The sequence below is a fragment of the Bacteroidales bacterium genome, assembly GCA_035353855.1.
GTDB lineage: Bacteria > Bacteroidota > Bacteroidia > Bacteroidales > CG2-30-32-10 > DAOQAK01.
This window is the reverse complement of sequence record DAOQAK010000052.1, coordinates 15,065-30,117: the sequence shown is the minus strand read 5'-3', so window position 1 is coordinate 30,117 and position 15,053 is coordinate 15,065. Positions and strand designations below refer to the sequence as shown.

At 36.2% G+C, this 15,053-nt stretch carries 8 protein-coding genes; 6 read left to right on the top strand and 2 right to left on the bottom strand.

The window, feature by feature from the left end; translation table 11 throughout:
* Positions 1 to 154 precede the first annotated feature (154 nt).
* The 6 genes from PKK00_12495 to PKK00_12470 all read left to right on the top strand — a co-directional run bounded on the left by PKK00_12495 (position 155) and on the right by PKK00_12470 (position 12,628).
* On the top strand, positions 155 to 2,806 hold the full coding sequence (locus PKK00_12495; protein ID HNW99220.1) for a gliding motility-associated C-terminal domain-containing protein: 2,652 nt from the start codon (positions 155 to 157) through the stop codon (positions 2,804 to 2,806).
* Positions 2,807 to 2,994: 188 nt separating this feature from the next.
* Positions 2,995 to 3,576 (top strand): sigma-70 family RNA polymerase sigma factor, encoded by a 582-nt coding sequence (locus PKK00_12490; protein ID HNW99219.1) that lies wholly within the window; start codon positions 2,995 to 2,997, stop codon positions 3,574 to 3,576.
* Positions 3,577 to 3,595: 19 nt separating this feature from the next.
* The gene (locus tag PKK00_12485) at positions 3,596 to 4,879 is read left to right on the top strand and encodes a PKD domain-containing protein (GenBank protein HNW99218.1); all 1,284 of its coding nucleotides are present in this window, start codon (positions 3,596 to 3,598) and stop codon (positions 4,877 to 4,879) included.
* Positions 4,880 to 5,008: 129 nt separating this feature from the next.
* The gene (locus PKK00_12480; GenBank protein HNW99217.1) at positions 5,009 to 8,338 is read left to right on the top strand and encodes a PKD domain-containing protein; all 3,330 of its coding nucleotides are present in this window, start codon (positions 5,009 to 5,011) and stop codon (positions 8,336 to 8,338) included.
* Between the two features lie 16 nt (positions 8,339 to 8,354).
* Positions 8,355 to 8,756: a hypothetical protein gene (locus PKK00_12475; protein ID HNW99216.1), complete on the top strand. Its 402-nt coding sequence runs from the start codon at positions 8,355 to 8,357 to the stop codon at positions 8,754 to 8,756.
* 110 nt (positions 8,757 to 8,866) lie between these two features.
* Entirely contained in the window at positions 8,867 to 12,628 is a 3,762-nt protein-coding gene (locus PKK00_12470; protein ID HNW99215.1) for a choice-of-anchor L domain-containing protein, read from the top strand.
* 110 nt (positions 12,629 to 12,738) lie between these two features.
* Here the strand turns inward: PKK00_12470 and PKK00_12465 are convergent, their stop codons facing one another.
* Together PKK00_12465 and PKK00_12460 are read right to left on the bottom strand one after the other, a co-directional pair.
* Positions 12,739 to 12,948, bottom strand: a complete 210-nt coding sequence (locus PKK00_12465) for a hypothetical protein (protein ID HNW99214.1) — start codon at positions 12,946 to 12,948, stop codon at positions 12,739 to 12,741.
* A 158-nt stretch (positions 12,949 to 13,106) separates the two neighbouring features.
* On the bottom strand, positions 13,107 to 14,951 hold the full coding sequence (locus PKK00_12460; protein HNW99213.1) for a DNA topoisomerase IV subunit B: 1,845 nt from the start codon (positions 14,949 to 14,951) through the stop codon (positions 13,107 to 13,109).
* Positions 14,952 to 15,053: the final 102 nt, after the last annotated feature.

Here is a 15,053-nt window from a genome sequence, read left to right as displayed (position 1 = left end):
GTTAAAATTGCTGCTATAAAAATTCTTTTGAAAAAAATTTAAACAGGCTCTAAATTTATTTTAATTTTACATTTATAATATCAAGCAACCAAATAAAAGTTTTGGCGTCCTTATATAAAGCTTTAAATAAATGAATTTATAACCGACAACTTTCATGAAAAATAATTTTCAATATTTTTTAGTTTTTATATTTATTCTACTTTTTTCACAAACAAACGTATTTGCACAACCAGGATGTCCCAGTATTAATGCAGGAACCGACCAAACTGTAATCTGTACTAATAATTGCGCAACACTCACTTCAACGTATTTAGCCACTGGAGAAACTACAAGCTATACTGTTTCATCTATCCCTTATACTCCACCTAACCCATATAATAGCGGTAATGCTATTCTTGTCAACGCGGATGACGTATGGTCTAGTATTGTAAACTTACCTTTTAATTTTTGTTTCTTTGGAACTTCATATAATAAAATTGTAGTTGGTGCAAATGGTTTAATCTCTTTTGATACAACATATGCAGGTAATACCTGCCAATATTACATATATTCTACATATTTAATTCCGACAACTTCAGTTCCCGAAAATTCTATTTTGGGTCCTTATCAAGATATAGATCCTACATATAAAGGAGGGATATATTGGCAACTCATAGGGAATTACCCATGCAGAATGCTGGTTGTTTCATATTATCAAATACCATATTATGGTGACCCAAATAGCATTTCTACTAGTTATTGTGATAACGCTATATATGCAACATCGCAAATAGTACTATATGAATCAACCAATGTAATTGAAATATATATTCAAAATAAAGAAACTTGTACTAACTGGAATGATGGGTTAGCAATTGAAGGAATTCAAAACTCGACAGGTACAATAGCATACCCTATTAGCGGGAGGAATTGCTCTGTATGGACTGCTACTAATGATGCTTGGCGATTCACACCAAACGGAACACAAAATTATGTTGTTTCGTGGTGGCAGGGAAGTACCCAATTGGCAACAGGAGCCACAACAACGGTGTGTCCTTCTACTGCTACAACTTACACTGCAAAAATAGCATATACAAATTGTGATGCTACAGTAGTTACTGTTACTGATGATGTACTGGTAAATGTAAGTTCCAATATTACGGCAAGCGCTTCTGCTAATCCCACATCTGTATGCCCAGGTTTTAGCTCAACATTAACAGCAACGGGAACTGCGGGATCAACATTCGCCTGGAGTTCCGGAGAAACAAGCGCTACCACCACAGTTACACCTACATCTACAACTACATACACTGTTACAGCAACAGATGGAGGATGTACTGCTACTGCCCAGGTAACAGTCAATACGCTTTCCCCTCCAACTATTCAGATAACAACAACATTGGCCACATGCGGATTAAGTGATGGAAGCGCAACAGCAACCGGAGGCGGGACATATGCCTGGAGTACAAATCCAACACAGACCACAGCTACTGCATCAGGTATTCCTGCAGGAACATATACCGTTACTGTTACAGGCACCAATGGATGTACTGCTACAGCATCTGCATTGGTTACTAATATATACGGTCCAACTGCTACAGCCTCATCTACTCCTGCCACATGCGGACTAAATAATGGCAGTGTTACAGTAAATGCTACCGGCGGAACCGGCGGTTATACCTACTCATGGAATACTTCTCCTGTACAAACTACACAAACGGTTTCAAACCTGGCAGCAGGAACCTATACCGTCACAGTAACAGATCAGATGGGATGTTCTGCAACCAATAGTGTTACCCTGATTGACCAACCTGCCCCCATGGCTACTATTGCTAATATTATCAATGCAACATGCGAACTATCTAACGGCGCAATTTCAGTTACTACTACCAGCGGAACAGCACCATTAGCATATTCATGGAATACACCTACACCCTGGACATTACCTACATTATCAAATATTCCGGGAGGCACATATACTGTAACTGTTACCGATGCCAATGGATGTACTGATGTTGCAATAGGCACCATCAGCACTTCATATAAACCTACAGCAAGCGCTTCATCAACGAATGAAATATGTAACCGAACAAACGGAACTATTGCTGTAATTGCAAACGGAGGCTCCGAAGCATATACTTATCTTTGGAGCAATAATGCAACTACTGCAAATGTAACCGATCTGCCGGCAGGAACTTATGATGTGATTGTTTCCGATTCCAATGGATGTACTGCCTCAGCTACAACAAGAATAATCAATATACCTGGACCTATAGCTGATTTTTCAATACACCCACAAGTATTAACACTTATGGATGGACCAGTCCTGTTTAGTGATAATTCAAGCGGGAATGTTGAAAACTGGTATTGGACTTTTGGAGATGGAGACACTGCAAGCAGCTTTAATAAAATTCAACATCAGTATGATAATATTGGAACATTTACTGTTACCCTGGTTGTTATTGACGATAATGGCTGCTTTGATACCATACAAAATACTGTTAGAGTTACAGAAACATACACTATATACACGCCCAACTGCTTTACCCCTAATGATGATGGACTTAATGACACATGGTCAGCAGAAGGGACCAATGTAGACCCGAATAATTTTGAACTTACTATTTTCGACAGATGGGGAAAAGTTATGTTCAATACAACTAATTGGGATGTGATTGCTAACCAAAGTGAAGGCTGGAATGGAACATTTAATAATGCAGGAAATTATCTCGATGTTGTCATGGGAGTTTATATTTACCTAATTCAGCTTAAAGAAATTGATGGTCCAAAACATGAATACATAGGAAAAATATCGCTTATTCCATAACCCATATGCTTTTCGCTAATGTTTGATTTTATATTTTATATTGTTCTTATTAATAAAAATTTATAACCAAAATCAAGCCATTGAAATATGCAATTTATAATAGCAAATAAATCTTCTATCTATAAAACAAATTTTATTTATATCTTAGGCAACCAAAACAACCTATTCACGTCTAAAAGTAAAGTATCATGATAGATTTGTCTGATAACGGCAAAATACGTTCACTAGTAAATGGATGCATTCAGGGGAACAAAAACTGCCAGCAAAAATTCTATCAGACCTTTTACGGAAAAATGTTAGCAATATGTATGAGGTATGCTGACAACAGAGAAGAAGCAAAAGATATACTTCATGATGGTTTTATAAAGGTCTTTGCAAATCTGAAAGAATTCGAATTTAAAGGTTCGCTTGAAGGTTGGGTTAAACGCATAGTTACGAATACGGCTATTGACACTATCAGAAAAAAGAAAAATTTTTTTGTCGAGCTTGACGAAAATCGTAATTATGATACAATGATTGAAGACTATCAATCGAATGCTGATTTTGAACAGTTCACAAAAATTAAAGTGGACACAATAATGCAACTCATTCAAAAGCTCAGCCCTATGTACAGAACCGTTTTTAACCTTTTTGTTTTTGAAGAAATGACACATAAAGAAATTGCAGAACAGCTCAACATTAACATAGGTACATCAAAATCGAATTTTGCCAAAGCACGCAAAAACCTTATTAAACTTTTTGAAGAACACACAAATGGACATGAACAATAAATATACTGGTTTCGAAAAAATGCTGAAGGAAAGACTTGACAGCTTCGAGTATTCCTACAGTAACAGCGATTGGTATAATTTCGAGAAAGACCTCCCCGGCAGAAAATGGTATTCATTTTTACAAAATAATATCTTTAAAAATATCATTATTGGAACTTCATTTATAGTCCCCATTGCAACAATATTATATTTCACTTTAGTATCAAATACTGAAAATTCAAAAAATATTCACGTAAAAAAATTTAACCAGGAAAGCACTCAAAACATTAACAAAAATAATCCCGAAGAGAAATCAAACATTGTTTCGGTACCCAATAAAAGTACATCTGAAAATTTTGGAAATACTATTTCTTCTTTAGATAAAAATAATTCTTCAGCTAACAAAGAAACATCATCCAATAATATTAATTCAGAAAATAATAATACTAATACACCATTTTATCCTCAACAAATAAAAACTGTTAACACGGAAAAGGATTTCACATCAAATAAAGAAAGTAAAGTTGATGAAACAAAAAATAATATTACTTTACCTTCAGGAGAATTATTCAAATCGAATGTTATTGAAGGTTGTGTTCCGCTTACAGTAAACTTTACGCCAGCTTTCACTTCAGAAAATATAAGTTATTCATGGAGTTTTGGCGATGGAAAAACTTCTTCAAAAGCCTCTCCTTCTCATACTTTTATTAAAACAGGAAATTATACTGTAACGCTTACTGTTAGTCTAATAAATGATAAATCAAAAAAAGCTGAATACTCAAATTATATTACAGCAAACAGCATTCCTAAAGCCGATTTTGAATATTCATTCAACGCTGAAAGCGAAATATATTGTTTCACTGATAATTCAACAGATGCATTTTCATGGTATTGGAATTTTGGCGATAATATAATATCTAATGAAAAATCACCAACACATTTGTATAATCATGACGGCAATTTTAACGTACAACTGGTTACTATGAACAGTAACGGATGCAGAGATAGTATTTCAAAAGTAATTGATGTTAAACTTAAAGAATTGTATTATTGCCCTACAGGATTCACCCCAAACAGTGACGGGATGAATGATTACTTCGGTCCTATTGGCGAAAAGATGAATCCAAATGGTTATAAAATGTTAATATTTGATCAAAAAGGAACTCTTGTTTTTGAATCTACAGATCTTAATATTCTTTGGGATGGGAAAAAAATTGGAACAAATTCTGAAGCGCCTCAAGGTTTATATGTTTGGAAAATAACCATGAAAGATAAAAATAATGTTCTAAAAGAGTCTACAGGGTTCCTTACTTTATTAAAATAGTTCAGTTACAATTAATAGTTAATACTATGGGTAATATTTATTTTTATAATTTTTTAAATATCTTGAAATGCATTATATTTATCTTTTAATATTAACCATTCCTTCAATGTAAAATTAGAAAATAGTAAAATGAAAAAAGTAATAATATTTTTATTTTGCATAGTATTATTTGCCTACAATGGGTTTACGCAATGCGAAAATGCTGATTTTTCGGGTAGTAGTAGTTTTGAAAATTGGACTGGCTCCACAGGCACTAACCTTGATGGCGTTTACACCAATGAATTTATTGGGTTAGTACAAGGTACTGCAAATGCTACACCCCACGCAACAGGTAGACATACAATAATGAATATACCGGGAACTGACCCTAATACACAAAACATGTTAAGCGTATTACCACCGGGAGGCACATCTTCATGTCGTTTAGGAAATAGTTATGTTAGTGCAGAATCAATTTGGGACAATGCATATGCTGAAAGATTATCATACACTTATACTGTAAATAGTTCTAATTGCATTTTTACTTATCAATATGCAGTAGTACTTCAGGACGCTGCAAGTTCTTCTTCTCAACACACAGATACACAGGTACCTAAATTTTCAATCTACGTTCTTAACTCATCAGGTGCTTTAATTGACCCTGTTTGTGGCAAATACGAAGTATCTGCTGCTTTAAATCTTCCTGGTTTTGTTCCATGTTTGCCTGCTTCTGATGTATATAAGACAGATGTTAATGTAGTATGGAAAGATTGGACAACTGTTGCTATTGATTTATCAGCTCATATTAATGAAAATATTACAATACAGTTTACAACATACGATTGCACATTAGGTGGACACTTTGGTTACGCTTATATAGCATGCTCATGCAGTTCGCTGGAGCTTTCTCAGGCATGCTCAGGATTATCAAATATTATTACGGCACCTCCGGGTTTCCAATCATATCAATGGACATGGCCTCAAGGCACTCAAAACACAGGAACAACTAATTCATTAACTCTTAATAATACTCAATTTACTAATGGGGATTCTCTCATTTGTCAGTTCGTTACAGTACAAGGTTGTACATTAACATTAAGAACGGTTTTAGCTATTGATCCTCCTGTATTTTCACCTGCTGCACCAACTATTTGCAGTGGAGAAACAGCAACAATTACAGCTTCGGGCGAGGGAGAATACACTTATGAATGGAGTACACATGCAATTGGGGCAAGTATCAGTGTTAATCCAACAACAACAGAAATTTATACTGTAACCGCTACAACACCTTTAGGATGTTATAATTCTTCAAATGTAACCGTAACTGTTAATCCGCTCCCTGTTGCAAACGCGGGACCAGATGCTTCTATTTGCCCCAGCTCCTCTACAGTCCTTGATGCATCAAATAGTACAGGTAATGCACCATTAACGTATAACTGGAATAACTCAATTACAGATGTATCACAATCTGTAAATCCATCTAATACCACTACATATACTGTAACTGTTACAGATGTTAATGGTTGTACAGCCTCTGATGCAGTAACTGTTAATATCAATAATAATGCAACTGTAACGGTACCACCTGCCACAGTATGCCCCGGTGGTAGCACATCTCTTACTGCATCAGGAGCAGGTAACTATCAATGGTCGCCATCAACAGGATTATCCGACTCTACAGGAACAACTGTAACAGCAAGCCCTTCTGTTACTACTACTTATTCGGTATATGGTAATTTAAACGGATGTACAGGTTCTACAACAGTAACAGTAACCGTTGCGCCTAACCCAACGATTACAGTAACTCCGGATCCTACTATATGCCCGGGAGCAAGTACTCCTCTTTTAGCATCAGGAGGTTCCACATATACGTGGTCACCAGGTACAGGACTTTCTTCTACTACAGGTGCAAGTATAACTGCTCACCCAACAATAACTACAACATATACTGTTACCGGTACAAGTACACAAGGTTGTACCGGCAGCACATCAGTAACTGTAAATGTTGAGCCTTTCACTGCATCAACAACTTATACAGATGAAATATGTAGTCATGCTGATGGAACAGCTACTGTTACTCCAAGTGTTACTTGTGGTCAGACATGGGGATATAACTGGAATACTGTTCCCCCTCAACATTCTGCAATGGCTACCAATCTACCTGCAGGGACTTATACTGTTACTATAAATTGTGGTGCATGCACAGCAACTGCATCAGCTGTAATAAACAATCTTCCCGGTCCATCTGTAAGTATAATAAGTGTTACGAATACATCCTGCGGTTATAACAATGGTGGAGCCAGTGCACTCGCTTCAGGAGGACAAAGTACGGATTATAATTACTTATGGTCAAATGGACAAACAGGCGATAGTTTATCAAATGTATATGCAGGTACTTACCAGGTTACAGTTACTGATCATTATTTGTGTACAGCTGTTAATTCTGTTACTATTACTGACACACCCGGTCCTCATGCTTCAGTTACAGGAATAATTCCTACCCCATGTGGATTTTCTGATGGAGCCCTTACAGTCACTGCTACCGGAGGAACTCCAGGATATACCTATAGCTGGGGAACAACTCCGGTTCAAAATTCTGATACTGCTATTAGTTTAGCTGAAGGAACATATATTGTTACAGTTACTGATAATAATGGATGTTCTACAACCACGTCTGCATCAGTTCCTGAATTACCCGGTCCTACTGCAAGTTCAACAAGCACACCCGAATATTGCAACCAGTCTAATGGAACAGCTACGGCAACAGGCGCAGGTGGTTTGGGTAATTATAATTACTCATGGAACACAACACCACCACAATATACACAGGTTGCTGAAAATTTACCTGCAGGTACATATACAGTAACGGTAGATGATGGAGGTTGTAGTGCCACTACATCTGTAGACATATATGAAATCCCCGGACCTTTAGCTGGCTTTTCAGCATGGCCCAAGGAATTAACTATAATGGACGGACCCGTTTCTTTCCTCGACCATTCTATAGTAACAATAATTGGATGGCAATGGACACTTGGCGATGGTTCAACAGACACCATTTCTGAATTTACCCATCAATATGAAAATATTGGTACTTATCCTGTAACATTAATTGTCGAGGATAATAATCATTGCCGTGATACAGCTATAGATACTATCAGAGTTAAAGATATTTTTGCACTTTATATTCCAAATGCATTCACTCCAAATGATGATGGTATTAATGATGGGTTTACTCCTTACGGGATAAATGTAGATCCTGAAACATTTGAAATGTACATTTTTGATCGTTGGGGTAACATGATATATTATACTAATAAATGGTATCCTGAATTGAATAGATGTGAGCCATGGAATGGCACAGAAGATAACAAAGGCACTTATAAAGATGTAATAATGGATGTTTATGTTTACAGAGTATTATGTAAAGAAATAGAAGGACATAAACATGAGTATATTGGACGAGTCTCACTAATACCTTAATTAAAAATAACAAATTATGAAAAACGTAGTTAAAACATTATTGACAGCAGTTATTGTTTTCCTGTTTGTATCAGGTTATTCACAAACTTCAAAAGCCTATTTCATTCTGAACAAAACAAATGAAAAAATAGTTACAACCAGCGCTAATGGCGAAAGAACTATTATATTTGATATAGCAGGCTTAAACAGCAAAGAAGAAGTAACAGCACTTGTTGAAAAAATTAAAACCTTAAGAGGAGTAGTTTCTGCCAGCTTTAATGAAACCCCTGTTAACGGAAACTGGAAAACTACTGTTGTATTATATAAATATGCAACAAAACAATATTTTAAAAGTTTTTTTACTTGGTGCGGAATTGAGAAAGTCGTAATTGATAATACTACTTACACTGCACAGGATTTTGAAATGAGTGAAGAATAAAATATTTTTTTATTCCTTTCTAACTATTTTTTTTGGATATTACTATAGGGAAAAACATTTATTAATTGTTATATATACATATAATCATTTGACAACAAACCATTTCTGACATGAATAAATTCCCGGATATATTAAAAGTTTGGCTACCACTAATAATATTATTTTTTAGTATTAATGGTTATTCCCAGTTGAATATTAATACATCATTGACTCCTGCTCAACTAGTTCAGGATGTATTAATATCGGGAGGTGTATCAATCAGTAATGTAAAATTTACAGGTACTACCGGAGCAACCGGACAAATAGGATCATTTACAACAGGTACCACTGCTACAAATCTTGGTCTTACTTCTGGAGTTGTTTTAGCAACAGGCAATGTTAATCATACTGCTGCTGCTGCAAGCACACAAATGGCTGATTATCCTGGTTCTGATGGAGATGTCGACCTCAATTCCTTAACAACTAATCATACTTATGAAGCTGCTGTTTTAGAATTCGATTTTGTTCCGACATCTAATACTGTTTCTTTTCGTTATGTTTTCGGATCTGAAGAATACCCAGAATTTGTCTGCTCATCATATAATGATGTTTTTGGCTTCTTTTTAAGCGGCCCAGGTATTACTGGAACATACACAAACAACGCTGTAAATATTGCTCTTATTCCTGGAACGTCATATCCTGTTGCAATAAATACAATTAATAATGGTAGTGAAGGAACATGGTCTGAACAAGCTTGCCCATCTTATGGATTGAACTATTCTAATTTATATATAAACAATACTGGAAGCACCATAGTTTTTGATGGATTTACAACAGTTCTTACAGCAACTCATAGTGTGACACCATGCCAAACATATCATATTAAAATTGCAATAGCAGATGTTGGAGATGCAAATTACGATTCTGGAGTATTTCTTGAAGCAAATAGTTTTGATGCAGGAGGACTTGTAGTTACCCCATCTTACTCCAACACGACCTTTGGGAATAACGCTGTAGAAGGTTGCGTAAATGGTATTTTTGCTTTTACTACTGCTACTGTTCAAACAACACCTTTAGTAATAAATTATACTATTAGTGGCTCTGCTACTAATGGAACTGATTATACTTCAATACCTACTAGCGTTACTATACCAGCAGGCTCTGATTCTGTTGCTGTAGTAATTATTCCAACAATGGATGGCTTATCAGAAGGTAACGAAACGGTAACCTTAACAGTCTCCCCCTTTTGCTCAACTAATGTTTATACTATATCTATTATCGATAATACTCCTTTAGTTGCTGCCACAGCTGGCGACACTTCAGTCTGCCAGGGAACAACGGTACCTATTAGCGTATCGGGATCGGGAGGAATGACACCATATACATATAATTGGAGTAATAGTTTAGGTACAGGAACATCGTATAACGTTACACCCAACAGCACTACAACATATACTGTAACTATTACAGATAAATGCGGCGCCACAGCATCAAACAATGTTACAGTTACCATTAACAATAATGTTTCATTATCTGTTACACCTACAAATCCAACAATCTGCCCCGGTGATCCGGTATCCCTAACTGTTACTGGTGCAGGAAACTATACATGGTCTCCGGCTACTGCTCTTTCAACAACATCAGGAGCAACAGTAATTGCTAATCCTACAACTACTACAACATATTCTGTTTCCGGTAGTTTAAACGGATGTTCAGGAACCGGCTCTGTTACTGTTAATGTTTCTAATAACATGAGTGTTTCAATAACCCCTGTAAATCCAACAATATGTCCGGGAGACCCTGTTACGCTTACAGCTTCCGGCGGAGCAAGTACTTACACTTGGGCCCCATCAACTGCATTATCAACAACTACTGGTGCATCAGTTATTGCAAGTCCTACAACGACCACGACATATACTGTTACAGGTACAAGCGGCGGATGTTCAGGAACTGCTTCGGTTACGGTTAATGCAGTAAACAATCTTGCAGTATCTATCTCTCCCGGAAATCCAACCATCTGTTTAAATGGCAATGTAACTCTAACCGCCTCGGGGGGGACAAATTATACATGGTCGCCTTCTACAGGATTATCATCTACATCAGGAGCAAGCGTTGTAGCAAGCCCAACAGCAACTACAACTTATACTGTAACAGGTACAAGTGGCGGATGCTCTGCAACAGCAAGCGTTACAGTTATTCTCGCTTCCAATTTAACCATTTCCGTTAATCCCAATCCTGCCGAGATTTGTCCGGGTGCAAATGTTTCACTTACAGCATCAGGAGGACAGACATACATCTGGAGCCCAAGTACCGGATTATCATCAACTACAGGAACCACAGTTACTGCATATCCAACGACAACACAAATATATACTGTTAATGGAGCTAATAATGCAGGATGTACTGGAAGTACAACTGTTACTGTTAATGTTAGTCCTATAAGCGCAACAACTGTTTCAACAGATGAAAATTGTGGACATTCGAATGGAACAGCTACAGTTACACCTGCCGGATTTTGTAATGATACATGGACATATATTTGGAATACTCTTCCTAATCAACAAACTAATCCAATAGCAACCAATCTTTCAGCTGGTACTTATACTGTAAGTGTATATTGCGGTGCTTGTGTAACTACAACCAGCGCTACAGTATCAAATATACCCGGTCCATCTGTTTCGATAATCAGTATCACTCATACACGTTGTAATATGGCAAACGGAGCAGCTACAGCACTAGCAACAGGAGGTGATGGCAATTATTCTTATTTATGGTCAAATAATCAGACAGGTCCTTCTTTAACGAATGTTTCCGGTGGTACTTATTATGTTACCGTTACTGATGGTAACAGCTGTCAAGCTACAAATACTGTTATTATAAATCCTTCACCTGTACCTATTCCTGCAATTACAGGTACAATAAATGCATCATGCGGTTTTTCTGACGGTTCTGCTACAGTAACGGCTACTAATGGAACAGCTCCTTACTTTTATTTATGGGACAATAACACTACTTCAGCAACATTAACTAATGTACCAACAGGCACCTATTATGTAACCGTTTCTGATATTAATTCATGTACCGCTACAATTTCAACCAATATCGGCGAAAATCCAGGTCCTACAGTTACTGCAAGTTCAGAAAATGAAGTATGTGATAAAAAGAATGGTACAGCTACAGCCAGTGCAAATGGCGGCGTAGGAACCTTCACCTATTTATGGAACGATGGGCAAACAACACAAACTGCTATAGAACTTGTTGCAGGTTTGTATACCGTTACAATTAGCGATGGCGGGTGTTCTGCATCAGCAACGGTAGATGTAGCTGAAATCCCAGGACCAACAGCAAGTTATACAGCTGTACCCAAAGTTCTTACATATATGGATGGACCAATAACGTTTTTTGATAATTCATCCGGTATGATAGATTCACTGTTTTGGGAATTTGGTGATGGCAATTATGGTGAAGGTAGTACAATATCACACCAATATGAAAATCTTGGAACTTACTATGTAACGCTTATTATTATTGACAACAATGGTTGTGCTGATACAATAAGGGATTCTGTAAGAGTTACTGAAATATATACTTTGTATATTCCTAATAGTTTCACACCAAATGACGATGGTTTTAATGATACATGGTCTGCTGAAGGAATCAACGTAGATCCTGATAATTTCCGTTTGACCATTTATGACCGTTGGGGAAAAGAGGTATTTAAAACAACTAAATGGGATGCAATAGCAAAACAAAGTGAAGGTTGGAACGGAACATATAATAATAGTGGTAATATCAAAGATGTAGTCATGGATGTTTATGTATACCGTATTTTATGTAATGAAATTGATGGACCCAAACATGAATATATTGGAAGAATATCATTGATTCCATAATTTATTATTTTTAGGATTACGACAATCAATAATATACCAGGTTAGGAAAAAAGAATTCTCTGACCTCGAAATTTTATCATCATTATTTTACATTTTTATTTTTATAAATTTCATAGGAGCATTTTCTTGTTACCCATAAAATATCTGACATTCGGGTTCACTCCAAGCAGCTGATGTTCTATGGTATAAGTGGTTTTTACAATAGACCTGTATTCATATTTGAGTTTTCCGTCGCCGAAAAAAGAAGTCCATATTTCAGGTATTGCTCTAATTCCTTTTGCCACCATGGTATTCGAGCTGGTAACCAAATCATCATCCAATCGATTTTTCTTTTCGATTTTAAAGGAAGTTCATTTTGCTTTGATTTTACAGGTATCCTGGCTTTATTTTTTTTTGACATAACACTCAATAAAAACACATTCTTTTCCCTGAATGATGCAGCAAGTTAATAAAATTTAATGATCAAAAAGAAAAAATATCAGGCTTCAATAGTATCTAACTCAACCCGTAGATTATCAATTATGAAATTCTGCCGCTCCTGTGTATTTTTTCCCATGTAAAATGTAAGCATCTCAGGAATGGTTGAATTGCTCTTCAATATTACAGGGTCAAGACGCATTGAAGGTCCAATGAAGTGTTTGAATTCATCCGGTGAAATTTCACCCAACCCTTTAAAACGTGTAATTTCCGGTTTGCTGCCCAACTCGTCAATAGCTGATTGTTTCTCGGTTTCAGAATAACAATAGATTGTTTTCGATTTATTCCTTACACGGAAAAGTGGTGTTTGTAAAATATATAAATGACCGTTCTTTACTAAATCAGGAAAGAATTGGAGGAAAAAAGTAATCAGCAATAAACGGATATGCATACCATCAACATCGGCATCAGTAGCAACTACAATATTATTATAACGAAGGTTCTCATAATCTTCTTCTACATTCAATGCTGACTGTAATAAATTAAACTCTTCATTTTCATAAACTACTTTCTTGCTCATCCCAAAACAATTCAGGGGCTTGCCCCTCAGGCTGAATACCGCTTGCGTACTCACATCGCGCGATTTTGTAATAGAGCCACTTGCAGAATCCCCTTCAGTGATAAATAAAGTAGTATCAAGATAACGTGTGTCGTTGCTATTATAATGGATCTTACAATCTCGTAATTTTTTATTGAACAGACTGGCTTTTTTAACGCTTTCGCGGGCGATCTTTTTAATATTCGCCAATTCTTTACGTTCTTTTTCCGATTGCAGGATTTTTCTTAACAGCGCCTCTGCTGTCTCTGGATTTTTATGTAAAAAATCGTCAAGATTTTTTTTAACAATATCTCCGACATAATTCCTGATGGTTTGACCATTAGGCTCCATGTATTGTGAACCTAATTTTGTTTTTGTCTGTGATTCAAAAACAGGTTCCTGCACTTTCACACTGATAGCGGCAATTATAGATGTACGTATATCGCTTGCTTCAAAGTCTTTCTTGTAAAACTCACGAATGGTTTTCACTACAGCTTCACGAAATGCCGATTGATGTGTACCTCCCTGTGTAGTATGCTGACCGTTTACAAACGAATAATATTCTTCACCATATTGATTTTCGCTATGTGTCATTGCACATTCAAAATCGTTATCTCTAATATGAATGATCGGATAAACGAGCGATGTGCCACTGATATATTTTGAAAGAAGATCAAGTAACCCATTGTCGGCATAATAACGCTGACCGTTAAAATATATTGACAAGCCTGTATTCAGGAAAGCATAGTTCCAAAGTAATTTTTCAATATATTCCGTGATAAAATGATATTTCCCGAAAATCCTTTCATCGGGAATAAACGTTATCATCGTGCCATTTCTTAAATCAGTTTTTTCTTCTTTACTTTCTTTAACAAAATCGCCATTACTGAATTCAGCAATCCTGGTTTTACCTTCTCTTACTGATTGAACAATAAAATATGATGATAGCGCATTAACCGCTTTTGAACCTACGCCATTTAATCCTACAGTTTTTTTAAAAACTTCAGAATCGTATTTTGCCCCGGTATTAATTTTCGAAACACAATCAACAACTTTCCCTAAAGGAATTCCACGTCCATAATCTCTAACAGAAACACGCTGATCTTTAATGGTAATTTCAATTTTTTTACCAAAGCCCATGATGTACTCATCTACAGAATTATCAATAATTTCTTTCAATAATACATAAATACCATCATCGTGCGAAGCGCCATCACCTAATTTCCCTATGTACATTCCCGGGCGTATACGTATATGCTCGTTCCAGTCGAGAGATTTTATACTATCTTCTGTGTAATTGCTTGTCATCTAATGAAATTTTTTGCAAAGATATTACAAAACCTTTACTATTTGTAGTTTATAGCGGATTAAATATTAACAATTTTCAAAAAATCTGTTAAAAGGTGATGC